The organism is Streptomyces sp. NPDC021562 (assembly GCF_040640875.1).
Taxonomy (GTDB): domain Bacteria; phylum Actinomycetota; class Actinomycetes; order Streptomycetales; family Streptomycetaceae; genus Streptomyces.
Genome location: NZ_JBFACN010000004.1, coordinates 136,714 through 154,630 on the forward strand (window position 1 = coordinate 136,714; position 17,917 = coordinate 154,630).

The window sequence follows — 17,917 nt, forward strand, 5'->3', positions numbered from 1 at the left end:
CCTCTAGCCTTTCTGCCGTGACCACATCGAAGATCGTCGCTACGGAGGCGGGGGACGCCCGCCTCACCTGGTACGAGGCGGAGCGGGCGCGCCTCGTGCTGGCCGTCGGCCACGGGGCCGGCGGTGGCATCGAGGCCCGGGACCTGCGGGCGATCGCCGCCGCGCTCCCGGCGCACGGCGTGACGGTGGCGCTGGTCGAGCAGCCCTGGCGGGTCGCCGGCCGGAAGGTCGCGCCCGCGCCGAAGACGCTCGACACGGGCTGGCGGGGCGTGTGGCCCGCGCTCGCGGCACCCGGGCTGCCGGTGGTCTCCGGCGGCCGCAGCGCGGGCGCCCGGGTCGCCTGCCGTACGGCCACGGAGCTGGGCGCGGCCGGAGTCCTCGCCCTGAGCTTCCCGCTGCACCCGCCAGGCCGGCCGGAGAAGTCACGCGCCGCGGAACTGCTGGGGGCCGGGGTGCCCACGCTCGTCGTCCAGGGCGGCAACGACCCGTTCGGCAAGCCGGCCGAGTTCCCCGAGGGGGACTACGAACTGGTCGAGGTGCCGGGCGCCGACCACGGCTTCGCGGTGCCCAAGAGGGCGGACATCGGGCAGGACAGGGCAGTGACCATCATCACGGACGCGGTCGCCGCATGGATCCCGGCCCTCGGGTGACGGCCGGGAATGTTGCGTGACGGAGCACTGTTGTGGCGGACAGAAGTGCTGGGACACCAGTGCCGATGCCGAAGGAGAGGAAGTCCGCCGCATGGGTTCGACCATCTGCCCGCGCCGTGAGCGCAGCGCTGACCTGGACTGGACGGTGCTGCACGCGGCCAAGACCGCTCCTATTCGAGCGGCGGCAGGCACGGGTCGTGTTCTATCCTCCGAGTCGAGTGGGATCGGTTTTGGTCCTGCCCGGGAACTTGAGGAGGTGGGTCCGGTCACCGGTACCGACGCAGGGACCGACAACGGCCAGGCGGAGCTGCCCGAGGGCCGGGGCGTGGGCGCGGAGTCGACCGCGGAGCGCACCGCGCGCTTCGAACGGGACGCGCTCGAATTCCTCGACCAGATGTATTCCGCCGCGCTGCGCATGACGCGCAACCCGGCCGACGCCGAGGACCTGGTGCAGGAGACCTACGCCAAGGCGTACGCGTCCTTCCACCAGTTCCGTGAGGGCACCAACCTCAAGGCGTGGCTGTACCGCATTCTGACCAACACGTTCATCAACTCGTACCGCAAGAAGCAGCGCGAACCCCAGCGCTCCGCGGCCGAGGAGATCGAGGACTGGCAGCTCGCCCGTGCCGAGTCGCACATGTCGACGGGCTTGCGCTCCGCGGAGTCGCAGGCGCTCGACCACCTGCCCGACTCGGACGTGAAGGAAGCGCTGCAGGCGATCCCCGAGGAATTCCGCATCGCCGTCTATCTCGCCGACGTCGAGGGCTTTGCGTACAAGGAGATCGCCGACATCATGGGGACACCCATCGGTACGGTGATGTCCCGGCTGCACCGGGGCCGCCGTCAACTGCGCGGCATGCTGGAGGACTACGCGCGTGAGCGCGGGCTCGTCCCGGCGGGCGCCGGAGAGTCGAACGAAGCGAAAGGCTCGGGCTCATGAGCTGCGGAGAGCCGCACGAGACGGACTGCAGTGAGGTACTCGATCATCTCTACGAGTTCCTCGACAGTGAGATGCCGGACGTCGATCGCGTCAAGTTCAAGCAGCACTTCGACGAGTGCTCGCCCTGCCTGGAGAAGTACGGGCTGGAGCAGGCCGTGAAGAAGCTGGTCAAGCGGTGCTGCGGACATGACGACGTGCCGAGCGACCTGCGGGCCAAGGTGCTGGGGCGGCTGGACCTGATCCGTTCGGGCCAGACCGTCCCGGAGAGCGACGTGGCGGTCGCCCCCGCCACCCCTCAGGAGAGCTGAGCGTTCTCCCCGGGTGGTTTGTCACCCGAATGTGCTAATCCTCCGGTCATGACCTCCCGTACCCTCCGGCCGTCGCCCTAGGCTCCGAAGCCTGGGCAGGCACGGTCGGGGAGGGGCGTGATGGGTACACCCTGCTGGGCTGTCGTCCTGCTGGCCGTGCTGTACACGGCCTGCGAACGCCTCGTACGACAGCGGCTCGGCGGGACCTTCTACCCCGTGCTGCTCGCCGGAGCCTTCCTGCTGCCCCCGCCGGCCGCCGCCCTCGTGCCGCTGCCCGGGGCGCTGCTCTCGCCGGCCGCGCACCGGCCGCAGGCGCTGCGCCGGATCTGGCGGGCCGCCGAACTGGCGCTCGCCGTGTGGGCCGCCGGGCTGGTGCACCGGGTGCTGGGCGGCGGGGACACGGTGGCGGGCTGCGACTTCCCGTACGCGCTGCTGCCGTGCGCCGCGGCGGTCCTGGCGTTCTGCGGGGTGCTCGCGCTCCTCGACGGCGGTCTCCGCGCGCTCGCGGACAGGGTTCCCGCCCGCCGGGCCTGGCGCGGCCTGTTCTCCCGCTCCCTCGCGCCGATCGGGGTGCACGGGCTGGCCGGGCTGATGATGGCCGTGCTGTGGCGCAGTCCGTACGGCCCGGTCGCCGCGCTGCTCGTGCTGCTGCCGATGTGCGTGTCCTGGTGGGTGTTCGCCCAGTACGACCGGGAGCGGGCCGCCCATCAGGCCACCATCCGCGCGCTCGTGCAGGCCGTCGACATCAAGGACGGGTACACCCGCGGGCACAGCGAGCGGGTCGGCGAGGCCTCCGTGATGATCGCCCGCGAACTGGGCATGCCGGAGGAGCGGGTGGAGGTGCTGCGCTTCGCCGGGATCCTGCACGACGTCGGGAAGCTCGGCGTCCCCACGCGGCTGCTCCGCAAGGACGGACCGCTGACGCCGGAGGAGCGGCGGATCATCGAGCTCCACCCCGAGTACGGCCACGAGATGGTGCGCGGCATCTCCTTCCTGGGCGAGGCCCGCGCGGCGATCCTGCACCACCACGAGCGCATCGACGGCAGCGGCTACCCCTACGGGCTGGCCGGCGGGCAGATCCCCGAGTGCGCGCGGGTGGTGGCGGTGGCCGACGCGTTCGACGCGATGACCTCCACCCGGTCCTACAGCCGGGCCCGGCCGGTGCCGGTCGCGGTGGCGGAGTTACGGCGGTGCGCCGGCCGCCACTTCGACGCACGCGTGGTCGACGCCCTGACGCGGGCGCTGGCCAGGGACGGCTGGCATCCCACGGTGACCGCCGGCCCGCTCCCGCCCGGGATCCCCCTCCCCACCCCACCGAGCACCGACCGCCAGGAAGCCGGGCGGCCCACCCCATGACCCCCACCGACCCACCCCCCGACATCCCGACCCCCCACCACGCCCGGCCCCCGGCCACTTCGCCGTGTGATCGGGCCGCAGACCGGGCCGCCGTCGGTTCGGTGCGTGGGCGGGCCGGGGGGCGGTCGAAGCGGTGCGTGTGCAGGGCGGGGCTCCGGTCCGCCGCCGTGCTGTGGTCCTTCCGGTCGGCCGCGCTGGCGCTCGGGCTCGGCTGTGTCGCCGGCACGCTGTGGGAGGGGCTCGACGACCGTGTCGCCGCCCTCGCCTTCGGCCTGCTCGTCGTCGTCGGGGAGACGGCCCGCCGGTCCGGCGCCGACGTACGGGAGGCGGCCCCCCTCGGGGCGGCCGGCGGGCTCGCCTACGCGCTGCTCGGCGCCCACGACGGCGCCCTCCAGGCCGTCGCCGTCGTGGGCACGGCCGCCCTGCTCGGCAACGTGCCCCACATCGCCAGCGGCCGCCGCCCCACCCCCGACCACCTCACCCGGCGCGTCCTCACCGTCGGCTTCGCCGCCGTCTGCTTCCAACCCCTCGACACCAGGGGCGGGTTGGAGCAGTGGGGCGGACCGGTGTACGCCCTGCTGCTGGTCGCGCTGCTCGTGCTCACCGCCCTGTGCGACGCCGTGCTCGCCGCCGCGCAGGCGCACTCCCGCACCGGGTGGCCGTTCGGCCCGCTGCTGCGGGACGAACTGCGCGGCCTGCTCGGCATCGGGTCCGCCGTCTGCGCCACCGGCGCCGTGATGGCGCTCGCCGTGGCGGTGGTGGGGCTGTGGGCGCTGCCCGTCTTCTGCCTGCCCCTGGTTCTCACCCAGCTGTCCCTGCGCCGCTACGAGGCCGTCCGGGCCACCTACCGGCAGACCATCGCCTCCCTCGCCCGCGCCACCGAGGTCGCTGGGTACACCCCGGCCGGGCACGCCCGCCGGGTCGCCGCGCTCAGCGAGGCCGTCGGGCGGGACCTGGGGCTGTCCCGAGCGGAGCTCACCGTGCTGGAGTACGCGGCCCTGATGCACGACATCGGTCAGCTGAGTCTCGTCGACCCGGTCCCGGCCGGGGCCACCGCCGTGCTGCCGGCGGCGGAGCAGCGGCGGATAGCCCTGCTCGGCGGCGCGGTCGTCCGGCAGACCGGGGTGGCCGCGGCCGTCGCCGTGGTCGTGGAGCGGCAGGCCGACCCCTCCCGGGAGCAGCCGCTCGCGGCGCGGATCGTGCGGGTCGTCAACGCGTACGAGGAGAAGTCCCGGGATTCCGGGCCCGGCGGGCAGCTGACCGCGCTGGAGGAGTTACGCCTGGCCACCGCGGGGGACTACGCTCCCGAGGTCGTGGAAGCCCTGGCCCGCGTGCTCGCCCGAGACTGTCTGACCCTGCGCGCGGCTGGGTAACCCATGGGTAATGAGCGGCTCTCCCGTCGTACGTGGTTGGATGCGAGGGAGAGGGTGATGTCCGGGGGCACAAGCCAGCCCACTGTGCGGAACTGGAACTGGCAGGCGGGAATCGTGAGGATCTTCGGCAAGGGACGGCACCGGCCCTCCGCCTCCTGGCGGCAGGCCACCGACCGCGCGTTCACGCTGATCGGCGACGGCCGGTACGAGGACGCGGGCGAGCTGCTGACACGCGCCGCCGACCTGGAACCCTGGCTGTCCGAGTCCTGGTTCAACCTCGCCCTGCTGCACAAGTTCCGGCACGACTGGGAACAGGCACGGGCGGCCGGCCTGCGGGCGGTGGCGCTGCTGGACCGCGAGGCGGGGGCGCCGGACTGGTGGAACGTGGGCATCGCGGCGACCGCGCTGCAGGACTGGCCGCTGGCGCGGCGGGCCTGGCAGGCGTACGGGCTGCGGGTGCCGGGAGGCGCCACCGCGTCCGGTGAGCCGTCCGGGATGGACCTGGGCAGTGCCGCGGTACGGCTGTCCCCGGAAGGGGAGGCCGAGGTGGTGTGGGGACGGCGACTGGACCCCGCCCGGATCGAGGTGCAGTCCATTCCGCTTCCCTCGTCCGGGCGGCGCTGGGGCGAGGTCGTCCTGCACGACGGGGTGCCGCACGGGGAACGGACCACGGCCACGGGGCACGCGTACCCCGTGTTCGACGAGATCGAGCTGTGGGCGCCGTCACCGGTGCCGACGTGGGTGGTGCTGCTGGAGGCGGCGACGGAGGCCGACCGGGACGCGCTGGAGCAACTGGCGGGGGACGCCGGGTTCGCGGCGGAGGACTGGTCCTCGTCCGTGCGGCTGCTGTGCCGGATGTGCTCCGAGTCGCGGATGCCGTCGGACGAGGGCGACGGGGTGCACCTCGATCCCCACGACCACAGCGAGCCGGGGCACCCCGGGCCGCTGGGGCACCGGACGGACGGGCAGTTGTGGGTGCCGGAGCGGGAGTGCGGGGTGGCCGCGCCGGCCGCGCTGGTGCGGGGGCTGCTGGACGGGTGGGTCGCGGACAGCCCTGACTCGAGGGACTGGCGGGATTTGGAAGAGGTGTGCTGAGGCCCGTGGGGCGCTGCGGGGAGTGAGGGTTGCTCGCGCAGTTCCCCGCGCCCCTGACGGGGCGCCTCCACGTACCCTGTATCAGCTACACCACCCCCGTTTTACCTAGGAAGGCTTACGTCCGTCATGGCGCAGCAGGACACCGATCACCAGCACGTGGGTGTGCTCCCGGTGGACGACGACGGGTTCGTCGTCGACACCGAGGGGACCGAGGAGCGCGAGAACGCCTGGCGTGCGCGGGGGACCTCGCGGCCCATCACCGTCGTCGGGAACCCGGTGCTGCACAAGGAGTGCAAGGACGTCACCGAGTTCGGCGAGGAGCTGGACCAGCTGGTCGCCGACATGTTCGCGAGCCAGCGGACCGCGGAGGGCGTGGGTCTCGCCGCCAACCAGATCGGCGTCGACCTGAAGGTCTTCGTCTACGACTGCCAGGACGACGAGGGCGTCCGGCACGTCGGCGTGGTGTGCAACCCGAAGCTCGTCGACCTCCCGGCCGAGAAGCGGCGGCTCGACGACAGCAACGAGGGCTGCCTGTCGGTGCCCACCGCGTACGCGCCGCTCGCCCGGCCCGACTACGCCGAGGTCACCGGGCAGGACGAGAAGGGCAACCCGATCAAGGTGCGCGGCACCGGCTACTTCGCACGGTGTTTGCAGCACGAGACCGACCACCTGTACGGATACCTGTACATCGACCGGCTCTCCAAGCGAGAGCGCAAGGACGCGCTGCGGCAGATGGCCGAGAACGAGCCACGCTACCCCGTGGTCGCCAACGACTGAGACCGCAGGTGTGGTGGTGACGCCTGGTCGGGACTGTTCCGACCAGGCGTTCGTCATGTCCGGTCGGACTCGCTCGGCCATCCTTGGCAGCTTCGATCCTTTGTGCGTGTCTAGCGAACCCTATTCAGTCACACAAGGGGAGATTCTCGGCACCGGGGGGTAGTGAGTGAAGCAAATCCGTTCCCAGAGCGGTCAGTTGTGGTGCTGAATGGAAGTGCGGGGATACGCAACGGCGCACGCCTGGCACAGCGGGAGGGGCGTGCGCTCCTGGCTCGGCTGAGAGGGGTTTGTTCGTGCACGCTTTCCCACGCAGCACCACATCGACGCCGACGGTGGTCGCGGTTCCACCCCAACTCGCCCTCCCGGTGATCGAGGCCGAGTTTCCCCGGCAACTGCATCCGTATTGGCCGCGGCTCCAGGAGAAGACCCGCCTCTGGCTGCTGGAAAAACGGCTGATGCCGGCGGACAAGGTGCAGGAATATGCCGACGGCCTTTGCTACACCGACCTCATGGCGGGGTACTACCTGGGCGCGTCCGAGGAGGTCATCCAGGCGATATGCGACTACAGCGCCTGGTTCTTCGTCTGGGACGACCGGCACGACCGTGACGTGGTGCACGGCCGGTCGCACGACTGGCGGCGGCTGCGGTTCCGGCTGCACGCGGCCCTCGACGCCCCACTGCACCATCTGCACCATCCGGACACCCTGGTCGCCGGGTTTGCGGACAGCGTCGCGCGGCTCTACTCGTTTCTGTCCACCAGCTGGAACGAGCGGTTCGCCCGGCACTTCCACGACGTGATCGAGGCCTACGACCGCGAGTTCCGCAACCGCACCACGGGTCACGTCCCCGGGGTCGAGGAATACCTCGCGCTACGGCGCCACACCTTCGCCCACTGGATATGGACGGACCTGCTGGAGCCGAGCGCGGGACTCGAACTCCCGGACGCCGTGCGCAAAAACCCGGCATACCGTCGGCCGGCGCTGCTGAGCCAGGAATTCGCCGCCTGGTACAACGACCTCTGCTCGCTGCCGAAGGAAATGGCGGGCGCGGAGGTGCACAATCTCGGAATCAGCCTCGTCACCCATGAGGAAATGACTCTGGAGCAGGCGATCGAAGAAGTCAGGCGACGCGTGGAGGAATGCGTTCGCGAATTTCTGACCGCCGAGCGGGACGCACTGCGTTTCGCCGGACAGCTCGACGACGGCACCGTCCACGGAAAGGAGCTCGGTGCCGCGGTCCTGGCCTGTGTCGCCAATATGCGGAACTGGTTCAGCGCCGTCTACTGGTTCCACCACGAGTCCGGCCGTTACACGGTCGACAGCTGGGACGACCGGTCCACGCCCCCGTACGTCAGCAACGAAGCGGCAGGTGAGAAATGACCGTCGAGTCCGTGAAGCCCGCGACCCCCGGGGCCCCGGAAGCGAGTGAACTGCGTGAACCGCCCCTGGCCGGCGGCGGTGTGCCGTTGCTCGGACACGGCTGGAAGCTGGTCCGCGACCCGCTGGCCTTCATGTCCCGGCTGCGCGAGCACGGCGACATGGTGCGCCTGAGGCTGGGCCCCAAGGAGGTGTACGCCGTCACCACCCCGGCGCTCACCGGCGCCCTGGCCCTCAGCTCCGACTTCATCATCGCCGGGCCCCTGTGGGAGTCCCTGGAGGGACTCCTCGGCAAGGAGGGTGTGGCCACCGCCAACGGACCCCGCCACCGGCGCCAGCGGCGCACGATCCAGCCCGCGTTCAACCTCTCCGCGATCCCGCACTACGGGCCGGTCATGGAGGAGGAGGCGCACGCCCTGACCGAGCGCTGGCGGCCCGGCGACACCGTCGACTGCACCTCGGAGTCGTTCCGGGTCGCCGTCCGCATCGCCGCCCGCTGCCTGCTGCGCGGCGAGTACATGGACGAGCGCGCCGAGCGCCTCAGCGTCGACCTCGCGAGCGTCTTCCGCGGTATGTACCGGCGGATGGTCGTCCCGCTCGGCCCGCTGTACCGGTTGCCGCTGCCTGCCAACCGGGAATTCAACCGGGCCCTGGCCGATTTGCATCTCCTCGTCGACGAGATCGTCACCGAGCGCCGGGCATCTGGTCAAAAGCCGGACGATTTGCTGACGGCACTGCTCGAAGCGAAGGACGAGAATGGCGAGCCCATCGGGGAACAGGAGATCCACGACCAGGTCGTCGCGATACTCACTCCCGGAAGTGAAACGGTCGCCTCCACGATCATGTGGCTGCTCCAGGTGCTCGCCGAACACCCGGAACACGCCGAGAAGGTCCGGGCCGAGGTGCAATCCGTGACGGGCGGTCAACCGGTCGGTTTTGCGCATGTCCGCCGGCTCACCCACACCAACAATGTCGTCGTCGAGGCCATGCGTTTGCGGCCCGCCGTATGGATATTGACGCGGCGGGCCACGACCGACACCGAGCTCGGCGGCTATCGCATTCCGGCCGGGGCCGACATCGTCTACAGCCCCTACGCCGTCCAGCGCGACGCGCACTCGTACCCCGCGCACCTCGACTTCGACCCGGACCGCTGGCTGCCGGAGCGGGCCAAGGAGGTGCCGAAGTACGCCATGAGCCCCTTCAGCGTCGGCAACCGCAAGTGCCCGAGCGACCACTTCTCCATGGCCCAACTGACGCTGATCACGGCGGCGTTGTGCGCGAAGTACCGCTTCGAACAGGTGCCCGGGTCGGACGACGCCACCCGGGTGGGCATCACCCTGCGTCCCCAGCGCCTGCTGCTCACGCCGGTGCCCTGGTGACCCGCCGGCTCCCGGCCGGCTCCTGATACCGGCGCGCCCCCGGGCGGGCGCCGGTATCAGGCGGCGGCCTCCGGGCCCCGGAAGGCGCGCCGGTAGGCGTTCGGAGTGGTGCCCAGCGACTTCACGAACTGGTGGCGCAGCGCGGCCGCGGTACCGAAGCCGGTGCGGCCCGCGATGGCGTCCATCGTCTCGTCCGTGCCTTCCAGCAACTCCTGTGCCAGCAGCACCCGTTGCCGCAGGATCCAGCGGTACGGCGTGGTGCCGGTCTCCTGCTGGAAGCGGCGGGCGAAGGTCCGCGGGGCCATCAGGGCGCGGGCGGCGAGCTGTTCGACGGTGACCTCCTCGTCGAGGTGCTCCGTCATCCAGGCCAGCACTCCGCCGACCGTGTCACACGGGCCCTGCGGCAGCGGGCGCTCGATGAACTGGGCCTGCCCGCCGTCCCGGTGCGGCGGCACCACCATCCGCCGGGCGATCTTCCCGGCGATCTCGGGACCCTGCTCCTTGCGGACGAGGTGCAGACAGGCGTCGATGCCGGCGGCCGTACCCGCCGAGGTGATCACCGGGTCCTCGTCGACGTACAGCACGTCCGGCTCGACCCGGGTGCGCGGATACCGGCGGCCCAGCAGCTCCGCGTGCCGCCAGTGCACGGCGCACCGGCGCCCGTCCAGCAGCCCGGCGGCGCCCAGCACGAAGACACCCGAGCAGACGCTGAGCACCCGGGCACCCCGGTCCACCGCCCGGCGCAGCGCGTCGAGCAGCTCGGGCGGGTAGTCCCGGGTGACGTTGGTGTCGGAGGCCGGGACCGCGATCAGATCGGCCTCCTCCAGCCGGTCCAGGCCGTACGGCGTGCTGACGGTGAGACCGGGGACATGGGTGCCGAGCGCCGGGCCCTCGGCGGAGACCACCGCGAAGTCGTACACCGGCAGTCCCTCGTCGGAGCGGTCGAGGCCGAAGACCTCGCAGACCACCCCGAGCTCGAAGGGATGCACGCCGTCCAGGAGCACCGCCGCCACGTTCCTCAGCATGCTGCCAGTGTGCCGGGCCGCTGGCAGTAATTCGAGGGTGCCTGGCAGTGCTGCCACTCACGGTAAGGAGTGTCCGGCGCGACAGTGGTGTCCATGAACGGAAACCAGATCGAAGGTCTCGTCGGAATGCTCCTGGTCCTCGGCATCCTGGTCCTCATGGCCCTCCCGTCCGTGCTCGGCGTCCTGCGCGACAGGCGCGTCGACCGGCAGATCAGGGAGGCCCACGAGGACCGCGGGGCGCGGCGGCCTCAGAAGTCCTCGTCCAGGTCGACGGTGCCCTCCACCGCCACCTGGTACGCGGACGGACGCCGCTCGAAGAAGTTCGTCAGCTCCTGAACGCCCTGCAGCTCCATGAAGGAGAACGGGTTCTCCGACCCGTACACCGGGGCGAAGCCGAGGCGGCCGAGGCGCTGGTCGGCGACGCACTCCAGGTACTGGCGCATCGAGTCGGTGTTCATGCCCGGCAGGCCGTCACCGCACAGGTCACGCGCGAACTGCAGCTCCGCCTCGACGGCCTCCCGCAGCATGTCGGTGACCTGCTGCCGCAGTTCGTCGTCGAAGAGCTCCGGCTCCTCCTTGCGGACCGTGTCGACCACGTCGAACGCGAAGCTCATGTGCATCGTCTCGTCGCGGAACACCCAGTTGGTGCCCGTGGCGAGACCGTGCAGCAGGCCCCGGCTGCGGAACCAGTAGACGTACGCGAAGGCGCCGTAGAAGAACAGGCCCTCGATGCACGCGGCGAAGCAGATCAGGTTGAGCAGGAAGCGCCGGCGGTCGGCCTGGGACTCCAGCCGGTCCAGGTTCTCCACCGAGTCCATCCACCGGAAGCAGAACTCCGCCTTCTCCCGGATCGAGGGGATGTTCTCGACCGCCGCGAAGGCCGCCGCGCGGTCCTCCGGATCGGGCAGGTAGGTGTCGAGGAGCGTCAGGTAGAACTGGACGTGCACGGCCTCCTCGAACAGCTGCCGGCTCAGGTAGAGCCGCGCCTCGGGGGAGTTGATGTGCTTGTACAGCGTCAGCACCAGGTTGTTCGCCACGATCGAGTCGCCGGTCGCGAAGAAGGCGACCAGCCGGCCGATGAGGTGCTGCTCGGACGGGCTGAGCTTCGCGAGGTCGGCGACGTCCGAGTGGAGGTCGACCTCCTCCACCGTCCAGGTGTTCTTGATGGCGTCCCGGTAGCGCTCGTAGAAGTCCGGGTAGCGCATCGGGCGGAGCGTGAGCTCGAAGCCGGGGTCGAGAAGGTTCTTGCTGGACATCACTGGCAGGCCTCGCAGGACTCGGGGTTTTCCAGGGAGCAGGCGACGGCGTCTTCGGGGGCCGCCTGCTGGACGGGCACGGCGGCCCGGGCGGCGCGGGCGATCCGGGTCGCCGGGCGCGACCGCAGGTAGTACGTCGTCTTCAGCCCGGACTTCCAGGCGTACGCGTACATCGAGGAGAGCTTGCCGATGGTCGGCGTCTCCAGGAACAGGTTCAGGGACTGGGCCTGGTCCAGGTACGGGGTGCGGGCGGCGGCCATGTCGATCAGGCCGCGCTGCGGGATCTCCCACGCCGTGCGGTACAGGCGTCGTACCTCCTCGGGGATCCAGGCGAAGCCCTGCACCGAGCCGTTCGCCTCGCGCAGCGCCTCCCGGGTCCGGGCGTCCCAGACACCCAGGTCCTTCAGCTCCCGCACCAGGTACGAGTTGACCTGGAGGAACTCACCGGACAGCGTCTCGCGCTTGAACAGGTTCGAGACCTGCGGCTCGATGCATTCGTAGACCCCCGCGATCGAGGCGATGGTCGCGGTGGGCGCGATGGCCAGGAGCAGGCTGTTGCGCATCCCGGTCTCGGCGATCCGCGCGCGCAGCGCCGCCCAGCGCTCCGGCCAGGTGAACTCGACGCCGTAGTGGTCGGGGTGCAGCACGCCCCGCGCGGTGCGGGTCTTCTCCCAGGCGGGCAGCGGTCCGTTGCGCTCGGCCAGGTCGGCGGAGGCCTCGTACGCGGCGAGCATGATCCGCTCGGCGATCCGGGTGGACAGGGCCTTGGCCTCGGGGGAGTCGAAGGGCAGCCGCAGCTTGAAGAAGACGTCCTGGAGACCCATGGCGCCCAGGCCCACCGGCCGCCACCGGGCGTTGGACCGGCCCGCCTGCTCGGTCGGGTAGAAGTTGATGTCGACGACCCGGTCCAGGAAGGTCACCGCGGTGCGGACCGTCCCGTCCAGCCGCTCCCAGTCGATGTCACCGGTCGCCGGGTCGACGAACGCCCCGAGGTTCACGGACCCCAGGTTGCAGACCGCCGTCTCGCCGTCGTCCGTGACCTCCAGGATCTCCGTGCAGAGGTTGGAGGAGTGCACGACGTGGCCGGGGGTCGCCGTCTGGTTGGCGGTGCGGTTGGCCGCGTCCTTGAAGGTCATCCAGCCGTTGCCGGTCTGCGCGAGGGTGCGCATCATCCGGCCGTACAGGTCACGGGCCGGGATGGTCCGCTGCGCGAGTCCGGCGGCCTCGGCCCTGCGGTAGGCGGCGTCGAACTCCGCGCCCCACAGGTCCACCAGCTCCGGCACGTCGGCGGGGGAGAACAGGGACCACGGCTCGTCGGCGTTCACCCGGCGCATGAACTCGTCCGGGACCCAGTGGGCGAGGTTGAGGTTGTGCGTACGGCGGGCGTCCTCACCGGTGTTGTCCCGCAGTTCCAGGAACTCCTCGATGTCGGAGTGCCAGGTCTCCAGGTAGACCGCGGCCGCGCCCTTGCGCCGGCCGCCCTGGTTCACGGCGGCGACCGAGGCGTCCAGGGTCTTCAGGAACGGCACGATGCCGTTGGAGTGCCCGTTGGTGCCGCGGATCAGCGAACCGCGGCTGCGGATGCGGGAGTACGACAGCCCGATGCCGCCGGCGTGCTTGGAGAGCCGGGCGACCTGGTGGTAGCGGTCGTAGATGGAGTCCAGCTCGTCCTTGGGGGAGTCGAGGAGGTAGCAGGACGACATCTGGGGGTGCCGGGTGCCGGAGTTGAAGAGGGTGGGGGAGGACGGGAGGTAGTCGAGGCGGCTCATGAGCCCGTAGAGCGCGGCGACCTCGTCCAGGGCGCGGGAGGTGTTGTCCTCAGCCAGTCCCGCGGCGACCCGGAGCATGAAGTGCTGGGGGGTCTCGATGACCTTGCGCGTGATCGGGTGCCGGAGCAGGTAGCGGCTGTGCAGGGTGCGCAGGCCGAAGTACCCGAAGCGGTCGTCGGCGGCGGGGTCCACCAGCGCGTCCAGCCGCGCCGCGTGCAGCCGCGCGAACTCCGCGGTGCGGTCGGCGATGAGGCCCTCGCGGTGCCCCACCGCGACGGACTCGGTGAAGGACGTCACGCCCTGCGAGGCGGCCTCGGCCCGGATGGAGACGGTGAGCAGTCGGGCCGCCAGCCGCGAGTAGGCGGGATCCTCGGAGATCAGACCGGCGGCGGCCTCGGTGGCCAGCTCGCGCAACTCCGACTCGTCGGCCCGCGCGGACCGGCCGCGCAGCGCGGCGGCGGCGACCCGGCCCGGGTCGGTGTCCGGCAGGTCGGCGGTCAGCTCGGTCAGGATCCGCAGCAGGGCCGTTCCGGGACCGTCGGTCTCCGGGACGGTCGTGGTCGCTGAAGCCGGTTCGGCTGGCGCGATGGTCACGTGGGGCTCTCCCTCGCTCGGCACGGGGCCTGGCGGAGGGCAGCGGGCAGCGCGAGCGCGCGCGGGCGCGCGTCGGAGACCCTGGCCCACTCCACGAGGCCCGGACGTCGAAACGCCCTGACCGGGTTGGCCGGGCGTGCTGTCGGCAGGTCCTCGGACTGACTCTCGTGCGCGGATGCGCACAAGTACACCGTTGCGGGACAGTTCCGGATTCGCACCGGATTCCCCTGCGGCGACAGCGAGCATGAGCATACATCTAGTGCCGGGTCGTCACGGCACCCCCAGATGTTGTGTCGCGTCGGTGTCAGAGCGTCAACTCGTAGGTGAGGAGAGTGACGTCGTCCAGGTGCGGCACGGGATTCCAGTCCCGGTCCGGTGTCCGGACGAAGCCGAGGCGTTCGTAGAGCCGGTGGGCGGTGTGCATGCTCCGCTGGCTCGACAGGACGACGGCCGTGCAGCCCTCCGTGGCCCGCGCCCGCTCCAGGCAGGCGCGGACGAGGGCCTCGCCGGCGCCCTGGCCGCGGGCTTCGTGCGCGACCGCGAGCGCCCTGATCTCGGTCTCGCCGGGGCGGGCGAGGTCGGCGACCGGCCCGGGCCCGGGGACGAAGGTGACGCCGCCGAGAAGGCGCTCGCCCCGCACGGCGACCAGCACCTCCGCGGCCGCGGCCCGCCCGGCCACGTCCTTCAGCACGGGCAGGTACGGGTCGTCCTCGCCGTAGTCGAGGAGACCGTCCCGGAGATAGGCCCGGGCGGTGATGTCGCCGAGGGGTTCGTGTTCGGTGGGTAGCGCTTGCCGGATGACGAGGTCCATGCGGGGGAGTATGGACGACAGCGGGCCGCCGGGGTGGTGCCCTCGGCGGCCCGCTGCGGGCTGTACGCGCGGCGCTCTAGTGGGCGCTTCCCGCGACGGCCGGGGGGAGTTCGACCTCCACGCCCGGGTCGCCCGCGTCCGCCGTGTAGTCCTCCGCCTTCGTCTCGTCGATGCCCTCCGGGGCCTTCAGGGCCCGCAGGGCGAAGGTCAGGACCACCGTCACCACCACGTTCAGCACGAACGCCGTGAGGCCGATGTAGCCGATCTCGCCGATGCCCGGGATCTCCTTGGCCGAGCCGCCGAAGTGCTTCTGGGTGGGGGAGGCGACACCGTACGCCGCGGCGGTGCCGTAGACCATGCCGACCGCCCAGCCCGCGAGCAGGGCCCAGCGGTGGAACCAGCGGGTGAACAGGCCGCCCACCAGCGCCGGGAAGGTCTGCAGGATCCAGATGCCGCCCAGCAGCTGGAAGTTGATGGCGACCGTCTTGTCCATGGTGAGGACGAAGACCAGCGCGCCCACCTTCACCAGCAGGGACACCAGCTTGGAGACCTGGGCCTCCTGCTTCGGCGTGGCGTCCGGCTTGATGAAGTCCCGGTAGATGTTGCGCGTGAACAGGTTCGCGGCCGCGATGGACATGATGGCCGCCGGGACCAGGGCGCCGATGCCGATCGCCGCGAAGGCCACGCCCGCGAACCAGTCCGGGAACATGTCCTCGAACAGCTGCGGGATCGCCAGCTGGCCGTTGGTGACCTTGACGCCGGCCGCGACGGCCATGAAGCCGAGCAGCGCCAGCAGGCCCAGCATCAGGGAGTACAGCGGCAGGATCGTGGTGTTGCGGCGGATCACGTCACGGCTCTTGGAGGAGAGCGTCGCGGTGATCGAGTGCGGGTACATGAACAGGGCGAGCGCGGAGCCCAACGCCAGCGTGGCGTACGTCCACTGGCCCGCCTCCGGCGGTGCCAGCACGCCGCGCGGCTTGCCGGTCGCCGGGTTGGTCTGGGCGAACGCGTGGCCCGCCTTGGCGAAGATGTCGTCGAAGCCGCCCAGCTTGATCGGGATGTAGATGATCGCCACCGCGATGACGAGGTAGATCAGCCCGTCCTTCACGAACGCGATGAGCGCGGGGGCGCGCAGGCCGGAGGAGTAGGTGTAGGCCGCCAGCACACCGAAGGCGATGAGCAACGGCAGGTCCTTGACGAACCAGTTGGTGCCGTCGCTGCCGCCGACGCCCATCACGTCGAGCACCGCCTGGATGCCGACGAGCTGCAGCGCGATGTACGGCATCGTCGCCAGGATGCCGGTCAGCGCGACGGCCAGCGAGAGGCCCTTGGAGCCGAACCGGCCGCGCACGAAGTCCGAGGTCGTCACGTACCCGTGCTTGTGGGAGACCGACCACAGGCGCGGCAGGAACGTGAAGATCAGCGGGTAGACCAGGATCGTGTACGGCACGGCGAAGAAGCCGGCCGCGCCCGCCGCGTAGACCGCCGCGGGTACGGCGACGAAGGTGTACGCCGTGTAGAGGTCGCCGCCCAGCAGGAACCAGGTGACCCAGGTCCCGAACGAGCGGCCGCCCAGGCCCCATTCGTCGAGACTGTGCTCGTTCTCGGCCTTGCGCCAGCGCGCGGCCAGGAATCCCATGGCCGTGACGGCCAGGAAGAAGAAGACGAAGACGCCGAGCGCGACGCCGTTCACACCGTCCTTCACCGCTGTGCACCCCCGCTCGTGTGGCCGGCCGTGCGGGCGCGCTGGTCACGCTGCCACAGCTGGTACGCGGTCATGGTGAGCGCGGTGGAGATCAGCACCCACAGCATCTGGTACCAGTAGAAGAACGGGATCCCGATGAACGTCGGGTCTGTCCTGGCATAGGAGCCCACCCACAGCATCGCCACGAAGGGCGCGACGAGACAGACGGCGATGACCACGCGTACAGGTGTCACCACCGGCTGCCTCACTTCAGGTACATCCGACATACCGCGGCTCCGTCCCCTCACCGTTCGCCTGTGTAATGCGCAGGCAATCTAGGTCACGGCGTCACCGGAGCGGAAGTAGCCGTCCGGCCTCCGGGTATGTCGATTCCGTGAAGGGTCGTGGCGGCCGGTCCGGTGAAGGGGGGGCGCCGGTCAGTCCTGCGGGCGCTTGAGGCGGGCCACGAACTTGTAGCGGTCGCCGCGGTAGACCGACCGCACCCACTCCACCGGCTGGCCCTCGCGGTCGAGGGAGTGCCGGGAGAGCATCAGCATCGGCAGGCCGACGTCCGTGCCGAGCAGGCCTGCCTCGCGCGGGGTAGCCAGCGAGGTCTCGATGGTCTCCTCGGCCTCCGCGAGACGGACGTCGTACACCTCGGCGAGGGCGGTGTACAGGGACGTGTACTTGACGAGGGAGCGGCGCAGGGCCGGGAAGCGCTTCGCGCTCAGATGCGTGGTCTCGATCGCCATCGGCTCGCCGTTGGCCATGCGCAGCCGCTCGATGCGCAGCACCCGGCCGCCCGCGCTTATGTCGAGCAGGCCGGCCAGCCGGTCGTCGGCCGTGATGTAGCCGATGTCCAGCAGCTGCGAGGTCGGTTCCAGACCCTGGGCGCGCATGTCCTCGGTGTACGAGGTGAGCTGGAGCGCCTGGGAGACCTTCGGCTTGGCGACGAAGGTGCCCTTGCCCTGGATGCGTTCGAGGCGGCCCTCGACGACCAGCTCCTGGAGGGCCTGGCGGACGGTGGTGCGGGAGGTGTCGAACTCGGCGGCCAGGGTGCGCTCGGGCGGGACCGGGGTGCCGGGTGCCTGGGTCTCGGTGATGTCGAGGAGGTGCTTCTTCAGGCGGTAGTACTTGGGCACGCGCGCGGTACGGACGGCTGTCCCGCTCTCGTTCTCCGCACTGCTGACGTCGGTGCTCATGCTCCGCCTTCCCGGCTCCTGATGCGGCTCGCCTCGTGGCACGGCAGCGTACCGGGATTCGCCCTGCACGCTGCGTGATCCCCTCTGTATACCGTCGCGGGCCCTTCTGGTCTAGTCCACCACCCGAGTGGTCTACCGGAATTGTCTCGTCCGCGCCGCGGATTTTCGAGGCTTCTTACTTAAAGGTTCTTGCATATGTAGGTCGCATAACGGCTGGTGGGAGCCCATTCGACCACCCTTGACAGGCCTGGTGGTCTGGGCCAAGCTTCCCGCACTGGTCTACACCATTGGTCCAGGTCCCGGCCCAACGCTCGCGCGGGGA

17 protein-coding genes and 1 riboswitch are annotated in these 17,917 nt (G+C 70.8%); of the genes, 10 read left to right on the plus strand and 7 right to left on the minus strand.

Annotated elements, in window-relative coordinates:
* Positions 1–17: 17 nt before the first annotated feature.
* The 9 genes from AB0G52_RS07610 (at position 18) to AB0G52_RS07650 (ending at position 9,254) form a co-directional block, all read left to right on the plus strand.
* Positions 18–650: an alpha/beta family hydrolase gene (locus AB0G52_RS07610; RefSeq protein WP_132888766.1), complete on the plus strand. Its 633-nt coding sequence runs from the start codon at positions 18–20 to the stop codon at positions 648–650.
* Between the two features lie 256 nt (positions 651–906).
* Positions 907–1,590 (plus strand): RNA polymerase sigma factor SigR, encoded by a 684-nt coding sequence (gene sigR, locus AB0G52_RS07615; protein WP_207921727.1) that lies wholly within the window; start codon positions 907–909, stop codon positions 1,588–1,590.
* A complete protein-coding gene (rsrA, locus tag AB0G52_RS07620) occupies positions 1,587–1,898 on the plus strand; it encodes a mycothiol system anti-sigma-R factor (protein WP_132888768.1) in 312 nt (103 codons plus the stop codon). Before sigR ends, rsrA begins: the two co-directional genes overlap by 4 nt.
* A 120-nt stretch (positions 1,899–2,018) precedes the next feature.
* Positions 2,019–3,254, plus strand: coding sequence for an HD-GYP domain-containing protein (locus tag AB0G52_RS07625; protein WP_361334653.1), 1,236 nt, complete (start codon positions 2,019–2,021; stop codon positions 3,252–3,254).
* 167 nt (positions 3,255–3,421) lie between these two features.
* Positions 3,422–4,627, plus strand: coding sequence for an HD domain-containing protein (locus AB0G52_RS07630; protein ID WP_361334656.1), 1,206 nt, complete (start codon positions 3,422–3,424; stop codon positions 4,625–4,627).
* A gap of 114 nt (positions 4,628–4,741) precedes the next feature.
* On the plus strand, positions 4,742–5,722 hold the full coding sequence (locus tag AB0G52_RS07635) for a hypothetical protein (protein ID WP_361335119.1): 981 nt from the start codon (positions 4,742–4,744) through the stop codon (positions 5,720–5,722).
* A gap of 126 nt (positions 5,723–5,848) precedes the next feature.
* Positions 5,849–6,499: a peptide deformylase gene (def, locus tag AB0G52_RS07640; RefSeq protein ID WP_132888770.1), complete on the plus strand. Its 651-nt coding sequence runs from the start codon at positions 5,849–5,851 to the stop codon at positions 6,497–6,499.
* 293 nt (positions 6,500–6,792) lie between these two features.
* Positions 6,793–7,878, plus strand: coding sequence for an epi-isozizaene synthase (gene cyc1 / locus AB0G52_RS07645; protein ID WP_361335122.1), 1,086 nt, complete (start codon positions 6,793–6,795; stop codon positions 7,876–7,878).
* Positions 7,875–9,254 (plus strand): cytochrome P450, encoded by a 1,380-nt coding sequence (locus AB0G52_RS07650; protein WP_132888772.1) that lies wholly within the window; start codon positions 7,875–7,877, stop codon positions 9,252–9,254. The genes cyc1 and AB0G52_RS07650 overlap by 4 nt, the downstream gene beginning before the upstream one ends.
* Before the next feature lie 56 nt (positions 9,255–9,310).
* Here the strand turns inward: AB0G52_RS07650 and AB0G52_RS07655 are convergent, their stop codons facing one another.
* Positions 9,311–10,279 (minus strand): helix-turn-helix domain-containing protein, encoded by a 969-nt coding sequence (locus tag AB0G52_RS07655; RefSeq protein WP_132888773.1) that lies wholly within the window; start codon positions 10,277–10,279, stop codon positions 9,311–9,313.
* 93 nt (positions 10,280–10,372) lie between these two features.
* On the opposite strand from AB0G52_RS07655, the gene AB0G52_RS07660 reads away from it, so the two are divergent.
* Positions 10,373–10,615, plus strand: coding sequence for a hypothetical protein (locus tag AB0G52_RS07660; protein ID WP_207921714.1), 243 nt, complete (start codon positions 10,373–10,375; stop codon positions 10,613–10,615).
* On the opposite strand, the gene AB0G52_RS07665 is transcribed toward AB0G52_RS07660, so the two are convergent.
* The 6 genes from AB0G52_RS07665 to AB0G52_RS07690 form a co-directional block, all read right to left on the minus strand.
* On the minus strand, positions 10,528–11,535 hold the full coding sequence (locus tag AB0G52_RS07665) for a ribonucleotide-diphosphate reductase subunit beta (protein WP_132888775.1): 1,008 nt from the start codon (positions 11,533–11,535) through the stop codon (positions 10,528–10,530). The genes AB0G52_RS07660 and AB0G52_RS07665 overlap by 88 nt on opposite strands.
* Positions 11,535–13,898: a ribonucleoside-diphosphate reductase subunit alpha gene (locus tag AB0G52_RS07670; RefSeq protein ID WP_132888776.1), complete on the minus strand. Its 2,364-nt coding sequence runs from the start codon at positions 13,896–13,898 to the stop codon at positions 11,535–11,537. The genes AB0G52_RS07665 and AB0G52_RS07670 overlap by 1 nt, the downstream gene beginning before the upstream one ends.
* A 148-nt stretch (positions 13,899–14,046) precedes the next feature.
* A riboswitch (cobalamin riboswitch) is annotated at positions 14,047–14,125 on the minus strand.
* Positions 14,126–14,202: 77 nt separating this feature from the next.
* On the minus strand, positions 14,203–14,709 hold the full coding sequence (locus AB0G52_RS07675) for a GNAT family N-acetyltransferase (RefSeq protein WP_132888777.1): 507 nt from the start codon (positions 14,707–14,709) through the stop codon (positions 14,203–14,205).
* A gap of 76 nt (positions 14,710–14,785) precedes the next feature.
* Positions 14,786–16,414, minus strand: a complete 1,629-nt coding sequence (gene mctP / locus AB0G52_RS07680) for a monocarboxylate uptake permease MctP (RefSeq protein ID WP_132888778.1) — start codon at positions 16,412–16,414, stop codon at positions 14,786–14,788.
* Positions 16,411–16,680: a DUF3311 domain-containing protein gene (locus AB0G52_RS07685; RefSeq protein WP_132888779.1), complete on the minus strand. Its 270-nt coding sequence runs from the start codon at positions 16,678–16,680 to the stop codon at positions 16,411–16,413. Before AB0G52_RS07685 ends, mctP begins: the two co-directional genes overlap by 4 nt.
* Before the next feature lie 150 nt (positions 16,681–16,830).
* Positions 16,831–17,595 (minus strand): GntR family transcriptional regulator, encoded by a 765-nt coding sequence (locus AB0G52_RS07690; RefSeq protein WP_132888780.1) that lies wholly within the window; start codon positions 17,593–17,595, stop codon positions 16,831–16,833.
* Positions 17,596–17,917: the final 322 nt, after the last annotated feature.